The organism is Dietzia aurantiaca (assembly GCF_021033825.1).
GTDB lineage: Bacteria > Actinomycetota > Actinomycetes > Mycobacteriales > Mycobacteriaceae > Dietzia > Dietzia aurantiaca.
The window spans coordinates 203,885-221,055 of record NZ_JAIFXZ010000002.1; the positions used below are offsets into that span (position 1 = coordinate 203,885).

Sequence of the window (17,171 nt, forward strand, 5' to 3'; positions counted from 1 at the left end):
GAGCGGCGGTGAACAAGATCGAGGACATCCTCGACATCGAGCGCATCGACCGTGACCTCTACCGGGGTCCGGCGATCACCACGAACCTCCAACGCACCTTCGGCGGGCAGGTGGCAGGACAGACCCTGACCGCGGCGGTCCGCACCGTCGAAGACGACAAGCACGTCCACTCGCTCCACGGATACTTCATCCGGCCCGGCATCCCCGACGTTCCCACCGTCTTCCAGGTGGACCGCCTCCGGGACGGCCGCAGCTTCGCGACCCGGCGGGTCACCGCGATCCAGGAGGGCGAACCCATCTTCTCGATGTCGGCGTCGTTCCACCTCATCGCCCAGGAGGGCATCGAGCACCAGGATTCGATGCCGCGGGTGATCGATCCCGAGGAGATCGCCGTTCCGACGATCGAGGATCTCGACGAGACCCATCGGGTGTTCGTCGAGGAGTGGGCGCAGTGGGACATCCGCATCGTGCCGCGGGACCGCATGGAGACCCTCTCGTCGCTGGCCGCCCAGCAGCGGGTCTGGTTCCGCTGCGTCGACACACTGCCCGACGACCCCAATTTCCATGTGTGCACCCTGGCCTACATGTCCGACATGACCCTTCTGGGCTCCGCCAAGATCCCGCACCCCGGCGAGCCCACCCAGGATGCGTCCCTCGACCACGCCATGTGGTTCATGCGCCCCTTCCGCGCGGATGACTGGCTGCTCTACGACCAGACGTCCCCCTCGGCCTCCGGCGGGCGCACGCTCACCCAGGGCCGCATCTTCGACCGTCAGGGACGCCTTGTCGCCGCGGTGACCCAGGAAGGGCTGTCCCGCCGCCTCCGGCCGGGCGCCCAGTCCTTCCCTGTGGATCTGTCCCGCGGGAAGAGGTCGGACGCCCCGGCCTCCGGCGAATGAGCCGGTCCGCACCGACGATCGGCGTGCTCGCCCTCCAGGGCGCCGTGATCGAGCACATCCGCCATCTCGAGGAGGTCGGCGCCCGCGCGATCCCGGTCCGGAAGCAGTCGGAACTCGACGCCGTCGACGGCCTCGTCCTGCCGGGTGGCGAGTCGACCACGATGAGCCGACTGCTCGACGTCTACCAGATGTATGAACCGGTGGCCGAGAGGATCGGCGCCGGGATGCCCGTGTACGGGTCGTGCGCCGGGATGATCCTGCTCGCCTCGCAGGTCGTGGACACCCGGGCCGACGCCACCTGGTTCTCGGCCATCGACATGACCGTCCGGCGGAACGCCTTCGGCCGCCAGGTGGATTCCTTCGAGGCCGACCTCGTCGTCGACCCTCTCGGGTCGGAACCACTGCGGACGGTGTTCATCCGTGCCCCGTGGGTCGAGACCGTCGGCCCGGGCGTCGAAGTACTCGCCCGGGTCCGGGCGTCCGACGGACGCGACCACGCGGTCGCGGTGCGTCAGGGCAATGCGCTGGCCACCTCGTTCCACCCCGAGGTCACCGACGACGTTCGAGTACACAGGTACTTCCTCGACATGGCACGGGCCGCGACCTCGTAGACTGGGCGGTCAGCGAGACCTCGCGCCGGAGCCCGCGGACATGCGGGCCCCGGACCCAGACACCCCCGGAGGGCGGAAAAACACATGGCAGGCCATTCCAAGTGGGCCACCACCAAGCACAAGAAGGCGGCGATCGACGCCAAGCGCGGCAAGCTCTTCGCCAAGCTGGTCAAGAACATCGAGGTGGCGGCCCGCACCGGCGGGGGCGACCCGACCGGCAACCCGACTCTCTTCGACGCCATCCAGAAGGCGAAGAAGAACTCCGTCCCGGCGGACAACGTCGAGCGCGCCCGCAAGCGCGGCGCCGGCGAGGAGGCGGGCGGCGCCGAGTGGGAGACCATCATGTACGAGGGCTACGGCCCGGGCGGTGTGGCCATGCTCATCGAATGTCTGACGGACAACCGCAATCGTGCCGCGGGCGAGGTGCGGACCGCCATGACCCGCAACGGCGGCAACCTGGCCGATCCCGGCTCGGTCGCGTACCTGTTCGCGCGCAAGGGCGAGATCGTGCTGGACAAAGCGGAGCTGACAGAGGACGACGTGCTCCTGGCGGTCCTCGAGGCCGGCGCCGAGGAGGTCAACGACCTCGGGGACCAGTGGGAAGTGGTCTGCGAGCCCACCGACCTCGTCCAGGTGCGTACCGCTCTCCAGGACGCCGGGATCGACTACGAGTCGGCCGAGTCCGGTTTCCGGGCCTCGGTGGAGGTGACCGTCGACGCCGACGGCGCCGGCAAGGTGTTCAGGCTCATCGACGCGCTCGAGGACTCGGACGACGTCCAGAACGTCTTCACCAACATCGACGTCCCCGACGACGTGCTGGCGGCCCTCGACGCCTGACGTCCGGACCACTGGTAGGGTCTCGAACGTAGGTTCTACCGCCGGTCGTGGAGGGGGCGCTATGCGCGTCATGGGTGTGGACCCGGGTCTGACCCGGTGCGGTCTCGCGCTGATCGAGACCGCGCCGGGTCGGGCTGTCACCGCATTGGACGTGGACGTGGTGCGGACGACCGCGGACGAGCCACTCGAGCGGCGTTTGCGGGCGGTGCACACGGTCGCCGACGAATGGATGGACGTCCACAAGCCGGACGTCGTGGCGATCGAGAGGGTCTTCGCGCAGAACCAGGTGTCCACGGCGATGGGCACCGCGCAGGCTGCCGGCGTGGTCGCGCTCGCCGCGGCGTACCGGGACATCCCGGTGGCGTTCCACACACCGTCGGAGGTCAAGGCCGCCATCACCGGGAGTGGGCGCGCGGACAAGAAGCAGATGACGCTGATGATCACCCGGATCCTGGGACTGCAGAAGCCGCCCAGTCCGGCCGATGCGGCGGACGCGCTGGCGTTGGCCGTGTGCCACAGCTGGCGGGCTCCGATGCAGGGCCGTGTCGCCTCGCTGGACGCGCAGGTGGCGCGGTCCCGTGCAGGTTTCGAGGCGAAGGTCGCGGTGGCGCGTGAATCGGCCGCGTCGCGGGGGACCCGGGGCCGGGGATCCGCCGCGGACCAGGAACGTGCCCGGGCAGCCGCCCGGGGAATGGCTCGAACGAAGGGAGTCCGCTGGTGATCGCCTCGATCCGAGGAACGGTGGCCGAGATCGGTCTGGATCGCTGTGTCGTGGAGACCGGCGGGGTCGGGGTCCTGGTGCACGCGACGCCGGCGGCGCTCACCGGGCTGCGCCGCGGTTCGGAGGGCATGCTCCACACCGAACTCGTGGTCCGGGAGGACTCGCTGACGCTCTACGGGTTCGACTCGGTGGAGGCCCGGGGACTCTTCCTCACTGTTCAGACCGTGTCCGGCGTGGGGCCGCGACTGGCGCTGGCGATCCTGGCCACTCTCGAGCCGCACGAGTTGGTCCGCGCGCTCGGCTCCGGTGATGTCAAGGCGCTCACCCGCGTCCCGGGCGTCGGCAAACGCACAGCGGAACGCATGGTTCTCGAACTCAAGGACAAGGTGGGCCCGCTTCCCGGCGAGGCAGGCGGGGCTTCGGCCGACGGCAGCGGTGGCGCGGTGCCCGCCGCGACCGAGGTGGCCGAGGCGCTCGAGGGACTGGGGTTCTCCGCCGCAGAGGCGGACAAGACCGCCACCGCGGTGTTGGCCTCCGATCCGGGCCTGGGTCCTACAGAAGCCCTCCGGATGGCGCTCAAGTCGCTCGGGAAACGCTGATGACGGATCCGTTCGAGGAATCGGGTGGCGAACCGGAGTCCGGGCTCACTGCCGCACTCACCCCGTTCGACACGGATGTCGAGGGGGCGTTGCGCCCGCGGAACCTCGGCGAGTTCATCGGCCAGGAGACGGTCCGGGAGCAGCTGGACCTGGTCTTGACCGCCGCTACCCGGCGTGGCGTCGTGCCGGATCACCTGTTGTTCTCCGGCCCGCCCGGCCTGGGCAAGACGAGCCTGGCGATGATCGTCGCCGCGGAGCTCGGCGGCTCACTCCGCATCACCTCGGGCCCCGCGTTGGAACGTCCCGGGGATCTCGCGGCCATGCTGTCGAACCTCATCGAGGGCGACGTGCTGTTCATCGACGAGATCCATCGGATCGCCCGGCCCGCGGAAGAGATGTTGTACCTCGCGATGGAGGATTTTCGGATCGACATCATGGTGGGAAAGGGGCCGGGCGCCACCTCGATTCCTCTCGAGATCGCGCCGTTCACCCTCGTCGGCGCCACCACCAGATCCGGCGCACTGACCGGGCCGCTTCGTGACCGGTTCGGTTTCACCGCGCACATGGACTTCTATACCGATCAGGATCTGGCACGGATCGTGACACGGGCTGCTGACATCCTGGCCATCCCGGTCGACCCCGATGCGGCGCTCGAGGTGGCCGGCAGGTCGCGGGGCACCCCGCGAATCGCCAACCGCCTGTTGCGGCGAGTCCGGGATTTCGCCGAGGTGCGGGCCGACGGCCAGATCACCGTCCCGGTCGCCCGCGCGGCACTGGAGGTCTACGAGGTCGACCAACTGGGGCTTGACAGGTTGGACAGGGCCGTACTGCGAGCCCTGCTGGTTCAACACGAGGGCGGCCCTGTCGGACTGAGCACATTGGCGGTTGCCGTCGGTGAGGAAGCCACCACGCTGGAAGAGGTGTGTGAACCGTTTCTCGTGCGAGCCGGCCTTCTCGCGCGCACGCCACGAGGCCGGGTGGCAACGGCGGCGGCGTGGGACCACATGGGCATGGCGCGTCCGGAACGGGGGAGCGGGCAGCCCATGCTTCGTATGGAGGTCGACGGGGGACCCGACTCGGCACGGTGAGCCCGCGGCTGGCATCCTCGGACGAGACCGTCCGCCATCCGGACCATAATTGACAGGGCCTGCACCAGCGCCGGGTCCGTACCAGGAGGACCCCATGGGACTTGAACTGCTTCTGCCGTTGATGATCGTCGTGCTGATCGTGCTCATGTTCCTGCAGAGTTCCAAACAGCGGAAGGCGATGAAGGCACTCCGCGAAATGCAGGACTCCCTCACGGTCGGTGACCGGGTGCTCACGACCTCCGGCGTCCACGCGACGATCGCGTCGATCGACGAGGAGGCCGTCGGGCTCGAGATCGCGCCCGGCGTCAAGACCGTCTGGGACCGGCGAGTGATCCGGGAGAAGCTCGACACCGCCGGATCGACGGATACCGGGACAGATTCCGGATCGGACGACTCGAGTTCTCTGTAAGGCCCTACCCGGAAGTAGGGTGATAGGGCCGTCCGGTCAGCCGTCGGCCACCGAGTCACCTACGCAAGGAAGTTCCCCGTGACACCAGTACGTCCCCGGCGCGCGGACGCGAGACCGAGGCCATGGCGGTTACTCGCCATCTTCTTCCTGGCTCTGTTCATCATCTTCGTCGCCTCATTCGCGGTGGCGGACCGGGGGCTCTCCCCGAAACTGGGGATCGATCTCCAGGGCGGGACGCGCGTGACGCTGATCCCCAAGGGACAGCCGGCCGAGGCTGATCTCCAGCTCGCGCAGGAGATCATCCGAGACCGCGTCGACGGCCTGGGCGTCGCCGGAACCTCCGTGGTGATCGAGGGCAGCAACATCGTGCTCACGGTTCCCGGGGAGGACTCCAGCCAGGCCCGAGATCTCGGAACCACCTCGCAGCTGACCATTCGACCGGTCATCCAGTTCCAGCCCGTCGAGCCGGGCGATCGTGAACCGGTGCCCGCAGCGAAGGGGGACAGCGAGGCCGTGGCCCGGGAGGTCGCCGAGGCTCGAGAAGTGCGTCAGGGCGACCCCCAGGAGCTCACGGAGTCGCTCGCCACGTTCCGCTGTCCGGAGCGGGATGTCCTCGCGGGTTTCGATGATCCTGCGCAGGCGTTGATCGCGTGCGGGGAGACCGGGAAGTACGTACTCGGTCCGGTGCCGCTCCTCGTCGGAGAGCCCGACGACGGCAAACGCCTGGACGGGCAGCAGATCGTCAAAGACTCCGTCAGCTCCGGGTTCAGTCAGCAGGCGGGCAAGAACGAGGTCTCCTTCCGGTTCAACGCCGGCCCGGGTGAGCAGGGAAGTGCCACCTGGTCGCGTCTGACCCAGGAGAACCTGCAGAAGCAGATCGCGATTCTCCTCGACGGCGAGGTGATCAGTGCGCCGGTCGTCCAGGGTGTGACCCCGGTCGGTTCGGCAACCTCGATAACGGGCGAGTTCTCGACCGACGAGGCGTCGACGCTCGCCGGCAACCTCCGGTACGGCGCCCTCCCGATCTCTTTCGAGGACCCGAACGTCGACAACGTGCCGGCCTCGCTCGGCCTGGCCTCGCTCGAGGCGGGGCTTCTCGCCGGCGCGATCGGGTTCCTCCTGGTGTTGATCTACTCGGTCGTGTTCTACCGGTTGCTCGGCGTGCTCGCGTTCATCTCGCTGGCCCTGTCCTTCCTCCTCACCTACGGGATGTTGGTCTTCCTCGGATACACGGTCGATTACAGCCTCGACCTCGCCGGTATCGCCGGACTCGTGATCGGCATCGGTATGACCGCCGACTCCTACGTCGTGTTCTTCGAGCGCATCAAGGACGAGCTCCGGGACGGACACCGATTCAGATCGGCGGTTCCGAGAGCATGGAAGAGCGCGAGCCGGACGATCGTCACCGGAAACATGGTCAGCCTCATCGGCGCGGTGGTCCTCTACCTGCTTGCCAGTGGCGAGGTGCGCGGGTTCGCGTTCACCCTGGGCCTGACGACGGTCATGGATGTGTTCGTGGCCTTCACCGTGACATGGCCGCTGGTCTACCTGGCCTCGACCAAGGACCTCTTCTCCGAGCCCTGGGCCAACGGTATGGGTCGCATGGCGAACCTGCAGGCCGCCGCCGCTGAACGGCGGCGTATCGAACGCCGCGAGGAGAAGAAGGCCGAGCAGGCTCGTGGACGGGGCGTCACCGCCACGATCCAGGGGCCCGTCGGGGCCACCGCCACCGGAACCCCGCGCCTTCCCGGCACCGATGATGAGGAGGAGCGCCGATGAGCACGTCCACCACGGCCGCGCCCGGCGACGGCGCCCCGGCAGAGCACGACTCGAACGACAGCCTGTTCAACCGTCTCTACACGGGCACCGGTGCGTTCGAGGTGGTCGGTAACCGTCGTAGGTTCTACGTCCTCACCCTGGTGATCGTCGCGGTCTGTCTCGCGAGCATCCTGCTACGTGGTTTCAGCTTCGGCATCGACTTCGCCGGCGGCACGAAACTCACCATGCCCGCCGGCGAGATCGACAAGGACCGCGTCGCCGCGGTGGTCGAGGAATCGCTGGGCGAAGAGCCCGAGATGGTGCAGATCGTCGGCACGGGCAATGCACGGATCGTCGAGGTGGAAACCCGCTTCCTGTCCACGGACGAGATCGCGGCCACCAAGAACGCGATGTTCGAGGAGTTCCAGCCCGTCACCGCGGCCGGCGAGACGTCGGTGGAGGCCATCGGCGATTCCGCGCGTAGCGAGAGTTGGGGCGGCCAGGTCACCCAGAAGGCCCTGATCGCGCTCGCAGTGTTCCTCGTGATCGTCTTCGGTTACATCGCCTTCCGATTCGAGTGGCAGATGGCGACGGCCGCGATCGTGGCCCTGCTCTTCGACATGGTCACCACCGCGGGGATCTACTCGATCGTCGGTTTCGAGGTGACTCCCGCCACCGTGATCGGATTGCTGACGATCCTCGGATTCTCCCTGTATGACACGGTGATCGTTTTCGACAAGGTCGAGGAGAACACCCGCGGGCTCAAACACACCGCGAGTCGCACGTATGCCGAAGAAGCGAACCTCGGTGTAAACCAGACACTCATGCGGTCCATTCACACCACCGTCATCGGCATCCTCCCGCTCCTGGCGCTCGTCATCATCGCGGTGTGGATCCTGGGCGTGGGCACCCTCATGGATCTGGCGATCGTGCAGATGGTCGGTATCGTTACCGGTACCTTCTCGTCGGTCTTCCTCGCGACACCGCTCCTGGTGACGCTCAAGCAACGCGATCCCGAGATCAAGCGCCAGACGACGAAGGTGCTGGCCCGACGTGAGAAGGCGGAAGCGCTCGCATGACCGAGTCCCCCCTGACAGCTGTCTCCCCGGCGATCAGTTCAGCTGTTGAACGTCTGATGCGCCGCGTAGAGGACTTTCCCTCCTCCGGCGTCCAGTTCTGTGACCTCACCCCGGTCCTCGCGGACCCCGAGGGTTTCGATGCGGTCGTGCGAGGGCTGGCCGCAGGACACGAGGTCGGATCCATCGATTACGTTGCGGGGCTGGACGCGCGAGGTTTTCTGCTCGCCGGTGCGGTTGCCGTGCGTCTGCATACCGGTGTGCTCGCGATACGGAAGGCCGGAAAGCTACCTCCGCCGGTGCATTCACGGTCCTACGAGCTCGAGTACGGGGCTGCGACCCTCGAACTGCCCGCTGACGGCCTCGATCTCAGCGGCAAGCGCGTTCTCGTCGTCGACGATGTGCTGGCGACCGGAGGAACGCTCAGCGCGGCAGTCGGTCTGTTGGACGACTGCGGCGCTACCGTCGCCGGCCTCTCCGTCGTTCTCGAGGTTCCGGGTCTCGGAGGTCGGGATAGACTGGCCGACACATCGCTGACCTGCCTCACGGTCGCGTAACACCCGGCCGCTGGGCGCGGCACTTCGATGCTCAGGGAGGAGGCGGGCATGACGCAACGACCGGACCCCGCCGCTCAGACCGGCCGCGCGGCACGCGAGGGCGCGGCCGGACAGCCGCAACCCACCACCCAGCCGCTACCGGTGATTCCGGGCACCAAGCCATCGGCGAGTCGTCGGGTGAGGGCTCGCTGGGCTCGGCGCCTGACGTCGGGTCTGGCCATCACGTCGACGCCCGCGGTTCTCGAGCCGCTGGTCCGGGTCCATCGGGTCCACCACCCGAAGGCCGACGTCGGCCTACTCGCCCGGGCCTACGCGCTGGCCGACAAACAACATGCAGGCGTCTACCGGAAGTCCGGCGACCCCTACATCACCCACCCTCTCGCCGTCGCGACCATCTGCGCGGAGATGGGGATGGACACCACGACACTCGTGGCCGCCCTGCTTCACGACACCGTGGAGGACACCGACTACTCGCTTGAGCAGCTGTCCACGGATTTCGGCGGAGAGGTCGCGCACCTCGTCGACGGCGTGACCAAACTCGACAAGGTCGAGTTCGGCGAAGCCGCGGAGGCGGAGACGATCCGCAAGATGATCATCGCGATGGCGCACGATCCCCGTGTGCTGGTGATCAAGGTGGGGGACCGGCTGCACAACATGCGGACGATGCGTTTCCTCCCGCCGGAGAAGCAGGTCAAAAAGGCTCGCGAGACGCTCGAGGTGATCGCGCCGCTGGCGCATCGGCTCGGAATGGCCACGATCAAGTGGGAACTCGAGGACCTCGCATTCGCGATCCTGGAGCCCAAAAAGTACCAGGAGATCGTCCGGCTGGTCGCCGATCGCGCGCCGAGCCGGGACGTGTACCTGGGCACCGTGATCGGGCGGGTCAACGCAGAGCTGGAGAAAGCCCACATCGAGGCCACGGTGGAGGGACGCCCGAAGCACTACTGGTCGATCTATCAGAAGATGATCGTCCGCGGTCGCGAGTTCGACGAGATCCACGACCTGGTCGGCATCCGCGTCCTGTGCGAGGACGTGCGGGACTGCTATGCGGCGATCGGTGTCGTCCACTCCACGTGGAAGCCCATGCCGGGTCGGTTCAAGGACTACATCGCGCAGCCTCGGTTCGGCGTCTACCGGTCTCTGCACACCACAGTGATCGGCCCGGACGGCAAACCACTCGAAATCCAGATCCGCACCCACGAGATGCACCGGAACGCCGAGTACGGCATCGCGGCGCACTGGCGGTACAAGGAGACGCGGGGTAAGCACCACGGGGACCAGGCCGAACTCGACGATATGGCGTGGATGCGCCAGCTGCTGAGCTGGCAGCGAGAGGCCGCGGATCCCGGTGAGTTCCTCGACTCGCTGCGGTTCGAGATGACCAGCAAGGAGATCTTCGTCTTCACCCCGAAGGGGGACGTGGTGAACCTTCCGGTGGGTGCGACGCCGGTCGATTTCGCCTACGCCGTGCACACCGAGGTCGGGCACCGGTGTATCGGTGCGCGCGTGAACGGAAAGCTCGTCGCCCTCGAACGGCCTCTCGAGAACGGCGAGGTCGTGGAGGTGTTCACCTCCAAGGACCCCAATGCCGGCCCGAGCCTCGACTGGCAGAAGTTCGTCGTCTCCGGCCGGGCCAAGAGCTCCATCCGGCAGTGGTTCGCCAAGGAGCGCCGCGAGGAGGCTCTGGAGAGGGGCAAAGACCTCATCACCCGTGAGGTCAGACGCGGCGGCGTTCCCGTTCACCGCGTCTTCTCCAACGAGACGATCGCCGGCGTGGCCCGCGAGCTCGGCTTCGCCGACGTCACCGCGCTCTACACGGCCATCGGCGAGCATCACGTCTCGGCGAAGACCGTCGTCGGACGACTCGTCGCAGCCCATGGCGGGGTGGATGAGGTCACCGAGGAACTCGCCGACAGGTCGCGGGACAAGACCATCGCCCCGCGTCGATCCGCGCCTGCGGGCGCCGGCGTCCTGGTCGGCGGTGTCGAGGACGTCCACGCGAAACTCGCTCGGTGCTGTATGCCGGTTCCCGGTGACGAGGTCCTGGGTTTCATCACCCGGGGCGGCACGGTCAGTGTTCACCGGACCGACTGCACCAATGCCTCCGATCTACATCGTGAACCCGAGCGGCTCGTCAAGGTCGAGTGGGCACCACAGCCCGGCGCGGTCTTCCTCGTGGCGATCCAGGTGGAGGCCCTCGATCGTCATCGCCTGCTTTCGGACGTGACCAAGGTCCTCGCCGACGAGAAGGTCAATATCCTGTCCGCGTCGGTGCAGACCGCCGGCGATGACAGGGTGGCGATCTCCCGGTTCACGTTCGAGATGGCCGATCCCAAACACCTGGGCCACGTCCTGGGCGCCGTCAGGCGGGTGGAGGGTGTCTTCGACGTCAGCCGGATGACCTCGAACTGAGACGAGAAAAGGACGGTCCCCAACTCAGAAGCTGAGGACCGTCCTGTCTCCGGTGCCCGATCACTCCTCAGGCAGGCCCTCCTGGGCGCCGACGGTGACCTTCTCGATCTCGACCGCGCTCTTCGGCCGCTGATAGTCGGCGTTCGACGGGTCGTTACTCTTCACGCCCGCGTCGGTGATCTTGTCGAGTACCTCGAGGCCGGACTCACTGATCGTTCCCATGACCGTGTACTCGGCGGGGAGCATTGAGTCCTCGTAGACCAGGAAGAACTGGCTGCCGGCACTGTTCGGCGCCTGCGACTTGGCCATGGCGACCGTGCCGCGCGGGTAGACCGACATCCCCGAACCGTCGTCGGCCACGGCGAGATCGGTGGGCGGCTCATCGGCCACCGTGTATCCCGGCCCGGACAGGCCCGTGCCGGTCGGATCGCCACACTGCAGGACGGACAGGGCCGCGCCCTCCTCGGCGACGGTCAGACGGTGACATTCGGTGTCGTTGAAGAAACCCTGCTCAGACAGCGAGACGAAACTCGCGACGTTGCACGGGGCGCCCTCACGGTCGAGCCGGAGTGGGATCTCCCCGCTGTTGGTGGTGATGGTGATCTCGGCGGTACCCCGACGCGGCTGGTCCCCGGTGGGCGCCTCGCCGTCGCGCTTGCTCTCACCGATCTCGTCGACCTGCTCGTTGAACCGCTCGACCTCGGCAACGACCTCGGGCCCCTGGTCCTCGTACTCGGCGGGGTCGATCTTCTCCGGCGCCGCCGTGTCCTCCGGGTATTCGCAGGAGATCCAGTTCGCCGCGTATTTCTCGGCGCGGGCCTCCTCGGCCTTGTTCCAGACCACGAAGCCGACGATCCCGAGGAGCACCACGACCACCACGGCGGCCGCAGCGATCTTCAGCTGCTTCTCACGGCGTGCCTGGGCCTCCATCTGCTCGCGCAGGCGCTGGCGTGCCTCGGCTCGACGTTCCTGGTTGGTGGACACAGACCCTCCTGGGTACCTGGACTAGGCTGGAACGGTCGGCTGGATCGTCCTAGGTGACTTCCCCCGGGAAGCCGTGACGCTCCAGCCCAGGGTCCTTGTCTACCAGGTCGGGCTGAGATGACCGAACACCACTCCGGTGTCGCGGTCCGTTGGCCCCCAGCTCCGCGTCACACGTCGTGGGTGATGCGAGAAGAGGAGTACGTGACGTGCAGATCGTCGGTTTCCCCGCGGGGATGTTCCAGACCAACTGCTACATCGTGTCCGACGATTCCGGGGACTGCGTGATCGTGGACCCGGGTCAGGATTCCGAAGCGCAGGTCCGCCAGCAGGTTTCCGAGGCGGGTCTGCGGCCCCGGGCCGTGCTGCTGACCCACGGTCATCTCGACCACATCTGGAACGCGCAGCAGGTCGCCGATCATTACGGGGTGCCCGCCTACATCCACCCGGATGACCGGGAGATGTTGTCAGATCCGGCCAAGGGACTGTCTCTGGACCTGTCGGCCATGCTCAAGGGCGCGGAGTTCACTGAGCCCGCCGAGGTGATCGAGGTATTCGACGGTGACTCCCTGACATTCGGTTCGATGGTCTTCGACGTCGACCATGTCCCCGGGCACAGTCCGGGTTCGGTGTCGTTCAGGATCCTGGTGGAGAGCGAGCAGGGGCCTCGCATGGTGGTCCTCGGTGGTGACGTGCTGTTCCAGGACGGCGTCGGCCGAACCGACCTGCCGGCCGGGGACACCGAGGTGCTCATGCAGTCCATCGCCAAGAAGTTCCTCGTGTTGGACGACGACGCCGTGGTCCTGCCCGGGCACGGCCCGTCCACCACGATCGGTCGTGAGCGGCGCTCGAACCCGTTCCTGCGAGACCTGTAGCAACCGCCATCCCCGCATTACGAGAGAGCCGAGGATTTTCGACCCGTGACCGGTAGCCAGAAGAAGACCGCCATCAAGGCGCCCAAGGGCGTGCCCGATTACGTGCCGCCGACGTCGGCGGCGTTCGTCGCCGTGCGGGACGCGATCACGCATGCGGCGCGCAGGGCAGGCTACGGCCATATCGAGTTGCCCGTCTTCGAGGAGACGACCCTGTTCGCGCGGGGCGTCGGCGAGTCCACCGACGTGGTCTCCAAGGAGATGTACACCTTCTCCGACCGGGGCGGGCGGAGCGTGACTCTGCGACCGGAGGGCACCGCGGGCGTCATGCGCGCGGTGATCGAGCACGGCCTGGATCGAGGCCAGCTACCGGTGAAGCTCTGTTACGCGGGTCCGTTCTTCCGCTACGAGCGTCCGCAGGCCGGCCGCTACCGCCAGCTGCAGCAGGTGGGGATCGAAGCCATCGGTGTGGACGACCCGGCGCTCGACGCCGAGGTGATCGCGGTCGCTGACGAGGCGTTCCGCTCGCTCGGGTTGACCGGGTTCCGCTTGGAGTTGACCTCACTGGGCGACGACACGTGCCGCCCCGAGTACAGGGAGCGGCTCCAGAGCTTCCTCGCCGGGCTGGAGCTGGACGAGGCCACCCGCGAGCGCGCCCGGATCAACCCACTCCGTGTTCTCGATGACAAACGTCCCGAGATCCGCGTCCAGCTCGAGGACGCGCCGCTGATGATCGATCACCTGTCGGACTCGAGCGCGGAGCACTTCGGTTCGGTGCGGGCCCACCTCGACGCGCTCGGGGTGCCGTACGTGGTCAACCCCCGCATGGTGCGGGGATTGGACTACTACACCAAGACCACCTTCGAGTTCGTCCATGACGGTCTCGGCGCACAGTCCGGGATCGGCGGTGGCGGTCGCTACGACGGTCTGATGGCGCAGTTGGGCGGCCAGGACCTGTCCGGGATCGGGTTCGGGATCGGCGTGGACCGCACGATGCTCGCGCTCGAGGCGGAGGGCCTCGATCCGACGGCCGGCGGCAGGGTGGACGTCTACGGGGTCGCCCTGGGCGCCGCGGCGAAGTCGGCGCTCGTGCCGGTCCTCGCGGAGTTCCGTCGGGGCGGGGTACGCGCCGACATGGCCTATGGGGACCGCGGGATGAAGGGCTCCTTCAAGGCCGCCGACAGGTCCGGAGCCGCGGTGACGATCGTCGTGGGTGAGGACGAACTCGCCGCGGGAACCGCCGTGGTCAAGACCATGTCGACGGGGGAGCAGCACGCGGTGCCGCTCGATTCCGTGGTCGATCACGTTCGTGGACTGCTCGGCGCCTGACGATGCGTGGCCGCCTGTGCTGCCTCCCCGGCAGAGCAGGCGGCGCCACGTCGTTGTGAATCACCTCGTTCAGAACTGCGCGCTGAACGTGTCGCAGGCGGCCACGGACCCCTGCTGGTAGCCCGTGACGAACCACTGCCGTCGCATCTCGGACGAGCCGTGGGTCCACGAGCCCGGATCGACGCGTGCGCCGCCGGACTTCTGGATGTGGTCGTCGCCAATCGCCTCCGCGGTTTGGATGATCGCGTCGACGTCCTGCTCGGTCAGGCTCTCGAGGAGGGGCTGCTGCCCTCCGGGCGCGGGGGTTGACGTGGCGTAGTGCGCCCACAGCCCGGCGTAGCAGTCGGCCTGCAGTTCCACGCGTACCGCGCCGGAGGAGGGGCCGCGTGGATCCTGCTGAGATCGTCGGATGTCGCCGAGCATGGTCTGCAGGTGATGGCCGAACTCGTGCGCCACCACGTACATCTGGGCCGCGCCGTCCGGTGAACCGCCGAGGCGCCTGACCAGGACGTCGTCGAAGAACGCCGGGTCGATGTAGACCTCCTGGTCCGCGGGGCAGTAGAAGGGCCCGACGTCGGATGAGCCTGCGCCGCAGCCGGTGTTGATGCGGCCGGTGAAGATGTTGGTGTGGGGTTGGACCCAGTTCATGCCGACCTGGGCGGGTAGTTCGGCGGTCCAGACGTCCTCGAGACTCTCGGTGGTGGCGACGATCCTGCAGATAGTGTCGGAGTTCGCCTGTTGGAGATCGCACTGATCGATGTGGGTCTGGAACTGCTCCGCCGATGAGGAGTTCTGTCCCTGTTCGTCGGAACCGCCTTCGGTCAGGCCCAGCTGGGCCGGGTCCACGCCCAGGACAAGGGCGATGACGACGACGACGATGCCGCCGACACCGCCACCGATCACCACCCCCCGGCCACCCCGACCTCCTCGGCCACCACCTGACACACCGCTGGTGTCCAGCCGGCCGCTCTGCCTGAATGTCATGGCCTCCGCCCTCCCTCGCGTGGGCCGCCCGGTCCTCCGAGCCGTCGCCACCCCGCGCTGTCGGGCCTCACAGTATTGTGCGGTACACCCTGTGTGCAGCCGGCACGGGCCGATTCGGGTGGTGGACGTAGACTGTGGTGCGTCCGGGCTGGCGGCGGACTGTCGGCGTCGTCGACCGTCCCCTGGCTCATCGAACACATTTTGCTTCCCCGACGAGAGGACCACCGTAGTGCTGCGCACCCATTCCGCCGGCCAGCTCCGAGCCGCCGATGCAGGGGCCACCGTCACCTTGGCCGGGTGGGTGGCGCGCCGCCGGGACCACGGCGGGGTGATCTTCGTCGATCTCCGCGACTCCTCCGGCGTCTGCCAGGTGGTCTTCCGATCCGAGGAGGTCGCCGAGCGGGCCCATCGTCTCCGCAACGAGTTCTGTGTCGCCGTCACCGGCGTGGTGGACCGTCGCCCGGAGGGCTCGGAGAACCCCAACCTCGATTCCGGTGAGATCGAGATCGACGTTACCTCGTTCGAGGTCCTCGGCGAGGCCGCCCCGCTTCCGTTTCAGCTCGATGACGAGGTGGGGGAGGAGGCGCGCCTGCGTCACCGTTACCTCGATCTGCGCCGCGAGGGCCCGGGTGCCGCGTTGCGTCTGCGCTCGAAGGTCAACTCCGCGGCCCGTGGTGTCATGGCGCGGAATGACTTCGTCGAGATCGAGACCCCGACCCTGACGCGGTCCACTCCCGAGGGCGCCCGCGACTTCCTGGTCCCCGCGCGCCTGCAGCCGGGCACCTTCTACGCGCTCCCGCAGTCTCCGCAGTTGTTCAAGCAGCTGCTCATGGTGGCCGGGATGGAGAAGTACTACCAGCTGGCCCGCTGCTACCGCGACGAGGATTTCCGCGCGGACCGGCAGCCTGAGTTCACCCAGCTCGACGTCGAGATGAGCTTCGTCGACCAGGACGACGTGATCGCCTTGGCCGAGGAGATCCTCACGGCCGTGTGGGCGACCGCGGGCTACGAGATCTCGACTCCCTTCCCTCGTATGACCTACGAGGAGGCGATGCGCCGTTACGGCTCGGACAAGCCGGACCTGCGCTTCGAGATCGAGCTCGTCGAATGCACCGAGTTCTTCGCGGATACCCCGTTCCGGGTATTCAAGGCACCGTACGTCGGCGCCGTCGTGATGAAGGGCGGGGCGTCGCAGCCGCGTCGTCAGCTGGACGCCTGGCAGGAGTGGGCCAAGCAGCGCGGAGCCAAGGGCCTCGCGTACATCCTCGTGGGTGAGGACGGCGAACTCGGCGGCCCCGTGGCCAAGAACCTCTCGGACTCGGAGCGCGCCGGTATCGCCGCGCACGTCGGGGCGGAGCCGGGAGACTGCATCTTCTTCGGTGCCGGCCCGGTCAAGACCACGCGGGCCCTACTGGGCGCGGCTCGCGGCGAGATCGCCGACAAGCTCGGTCTGATCGACCCCACCAGGTGGGCTTTCACCTGGGTGGTCGACGCCCCGATGTTCGAGCCCGCCGACGACGCCACCGCTGCCGGCGACGTGGCCATGGGCTCCGGCGCCTGGACGGCGGTGCACCACGCGTTCACGTCGCCCAAGCCCGAGCACCTCGACACCTTCGACACGGATCCGGGGTCAGCTCTGGCCTACGCCTACGACATCGTGTGTAACGGCAACGAGATCGGCGGTGGCTCGATCCGCATCCACCGTAAGGACATCCAGGAGCGGGTGTTCGGCGTCATGGGCATCACGCAGGAGGAGGCGCAGGAGAAGTTCGGCTTCCTCCTGGACGCCTTCTCCTACGGCGCCCCGCCGCACGGCGGCATCGCGTTCGGTTGGGACCGCATCTGCGCTCTGCTCGCCGGCACCGATTCGATCCGCGACGTGATCGCGTTCCCGAAGTCGGGCGGCGGGATCGACCCGCTGACCGATGCGCCGGCCGAGATCACCACCCAGCAACGCAAGGAGTCGGGGATCGACGCCAAGCCCGCGCCGCGGGGCCAGCAGACTCAGGCTCCCGTCGAATCCTGATCAGGCATCCCT

General features: G+C 67.7%; 16 protein-coding genes. 14 read left to right on the forward strand and 2 right to left on the reverse strand.

Going from position 1 to position 17,171, the window contains the following annotated elements; all coding sequences use genetic code 11:
- Window positions 1–8: 8 nt before the first annotated feature.
- The 11 genes from K3888_RS03555 to K3888_RS03605 all read left to right on the forward strand — a co-directional run bounded on the left by K3888_RS03555 (window position 9) and on the right by K3888_RS03605 (window position 10,967).
- Window positions 9–899, forward strand: a complete 891-nt coding sequence (locus K3888_RS03555; protein ID WP_230928848.1) for an acyl-CoA thioesterase — start codon at window positions 9–11, stop codon at window positions 897–899.
- Window positions 896–1,510 carry a pyridoxal 5'-phosphate synthase glutaminase subunit PdxT gene (gene pdxT, locus K3888_RS03560; protein WP_230928849.1) on the forward strand — a complete coding sequence of 205 codons (615 nt, stop codon included), beginning with the start codon at window positions 896–898 and terminating at the stop codon, window positions 1,508–1,510. Before K3888_RS03555 ends, pdxT begins: the two co-directional genes overlap by 4 nt.
- 84 nt (window positions 1,511–1,594) lie before the next feature.
- Window positions 1,595–2,347, forward strand: coding sequence for a YebC/PmpR family DNA-binding transcriptional regulator (locus tag K3888_RS03565; protein ID WP_230928850.1), 753 nt, complete (start codon window positions 1,595–1,597; stop codon window positions 2,345–2,347).
- Window positions 2,348–2,408: 61 nt separating this feature from the next.
- Window positions 2,409–3,068: a crossover junction endodeoxyribonuclease RuvC gene (gene ruvC / locus K3888_RS03570; protein WP_230928851.1), complete on the forward strand. Its 660-nt coding sequence runs from the start codon at window positions 2,409–2,411 to the stop codon at window positions 3,066–3,068.
- Window positions 3,065–3,667: a Holliday junction branch migration protein RuvA gene (gene ruvA, locus K3888_RS03575; RefSeq protein ID WP_230928852.1), complete on the forward strand. Its 603-nt coding sequence runs from the start codon at window positions 3,065–3,067 to the stop codon at window positions 3,665–3,667. The genes ruvC and ruvA overlap by 4 nt, the downstream gene beginning before the upstream one ends.
- On the forward strand, window positions 3,667–4,755 hold the full coding sequence (ruvB, locus tag K3888_RS03580; RefSeq protein ID WP_230928853.1) for a Holliday junction branch migration DNA helicase RuvB: 1,089 nt from the start codon (window positions 3,667–3,669) through the stop codon (window positions 4,753–4,755). The genes ruvA and ruvB overlap by 1 nt, the downstream gene beginning before the upstream one ends.
- Window positions 4,756–4,849: 94 nt before the next feature.
- Window positions 4,850–5,164 (forward strand): preprotein translocase subunit YajC, encoded by a 315-nt coding sequence (yajC, locus tag K3888_RS03585; RefSeq protein WP_230928854.1) that lies wholly within the window; start codon window positions 4,850–4,852, stop codon window positions 5,162–5,164.
- Window positions 5,165–5,242: 78 nt separating this feature from the next.
- Complete coding sequence (gene secD, locus K3888_RS03590; RefSeq protein WP_230928855.1) at window positions 5,243–6,943, forward strand: protein translocase subunit SecD; 1,701 nt, start codon at window positions 5,243–5,245, stop codon at window positions 6,941–6,943.
- Entirely contained in the window at window positions 6,940–8,001 is a 1,062-nt protein-coding gene (secF, locus tag K3888_RS03595) for a protein translocase subunit SecF (RefSeq protein WP_230928856.1), read from the forward strand. The genes secD and secF overlap by 4 nt, the downstream gene beginning before the upstream one ends.
- Window positions 7,998–8,555, forward strand: coding sequence for an adenine phosphoribosyltransferase (locus K3888_RS03600; protein ID WP_230928857.1), 558 nt, complete (start codon window positions 7,998–8,000; stop codon window positions 8,553–8,555). Before secF ends, K3888_RS03600 begins: the two co-directional genes overlap by 4 nt.
- Before the next feature lie 48 nt (window positions 8,556–8,603).
- Window positions 8,604–10,967 carry a RelA/SpoT family protein gene (locus K3888_RS03605; protein ID WP_230928858.1) on the forward strand — a complete coding sequence of 788 codons (2,364 nt, stop codon included), beginning with the start codon at window positions 8,604–8,606 and terminating at the stop codon, window positions 10,965–10,967.
- A gap of 60 nt (window positions 10,968–11,027) precedes the next feature.
- On the opposite strand, the gene K3888_RS03610 is transcribed toward K3888_RS03605, so the two are convergent.
- Window positions 11,028–11,951, reverse strand: coding sequence for a peptidylprolyl isomerase (locus K3888_RS03610; RefSeq protein ID WP_230928859.1), 924 nt, complete (start codon window positions 11,949–11,951; stop codon window positions 11,028–11,030).
- A 206-nt stretch (window positions 11,952–12,157) separates the two neighbouring features.
- On the opposite strand from K3888_RS03610, the gene K3888_RS03615 reads away from it, so the two are divergent.
- Entirely contained in the window at window positions 12,158–12,823 is a 666-nt protein-coding gene (locus tag K3888_RS03615; protein ID WP_230928860.1) for an MBL fold metallo-hydrolase, read from the forward strand.
- 45 nt (window positions 12,824–12,868) lie between these two features.
- On the forward strand, window positions 12,869–14,149 hold the full coding sequence (hisS, locus tag K3888_RS03620) for a histidine--tRNA ligase (protein ID WP_230928861.1): 1,281 nt from the start codon (window positions 12,869–12,871) through the stop codon (window positions 14,147–14,149).
- A 69-nt stretch (window positions 14,150–14,218) separates the two neighbouring features.
- On the opposite strand, the gene ypfJ is transcribed toward hisS, so the two are convergent.
- Complete coding sequence (ypfJ, locus tag K3888_RS03625) at window positions 14,219–15,133, reverse strand: KPN_02809 family neutral zinc metallopeptidase (RefSeq protein WP_230928862.1); 915 nt, start codon at window positions 15,131–15,133, stop codon at window positions 14,219–14,221.
- Between the two features lie 229 nt (window positions 15,134–15,362).
- Here ypfJ and aspS point away from each other — a divergent pair, with 229 nt between their 5' ends.
- A complete protein-coding gene (gene aspS / locus K3888_RS03630) occupies window positions 15,363–17,159 on the forward strand; it encodes an aspartate--tRNA ligase (RefSeq protein ID WP_230928863.1) in 1,797 nt (598 codons plus the stop codon).
- The last annotated feature ends 12 nt before the right edge of the window (window positions 17,160–17,171 follow it).

Excerpts from the sequence above, each read along its gene's own strand:
- ruvB (WP_230928853.1), top strand. The coding sequence starts at position 3,667 with ATGACGGATCCGTTCGAGGAATCGGGTGGCGAACCGGAGTCCGGGCTC.
- pdxT (WP_230928849.1), top strand. The coding sequence starts at position 896 with ATGAGCCGGTCCGCACCGACGATCGGCGTGCTCGCCCTCCAGGGCGCC.
- K3888_RS03565 (WP_230928850.1), top strand. The coding sequence starts at position 1,595 with ATGGCAGGCCATTCCAAGTGGGCCACCACCAAGCACAAGAAGGCGGCG.
- yajC (WP_230928854.1), top strand. The coding sequence starts at position 4,850 with ATGGGACTTGAACTGCTTCTGCCGTTGATGATCGTCGTGCTGATCGTG.
- ypfJ (WP_230928862.1), bottom strand. The coding sequence starts at position 15,133 with ATGACATTCAGGCAGAGCGGCCGGCTGGACACCAGCGGTGTGTCAGGT.
- secF (WP_230928856.1), top strand. The coding sequence starts at position 6,940 with ATGAGCACGTCCACCACGGCCGCGCCCGGCGACGGCGCCCCGGCAGAG.
- ruvC (WP_230928851.1), top strand. The coding sequence starts at position 2,409 with ATGCGCGTCATGGGTGTGGACCCGGGTCTGACCCGGTGCGGTCTCGCG.
- K3888_RS03600 (WP_230928857.1), top strand. The coding sequence starts at position 7,998 with ATGACCGAGTCCCCCCTGACAGCTGTCTCCCCGGCGATCAGTTCAGCT.
- K3888_RS03605 (WP_230928858.1), top strand. The coding sequence starts at position 8,604 with ATGACGCAACGACCGGACCCCGCCGCTCAGACCGGCCGCGCGGCACGC.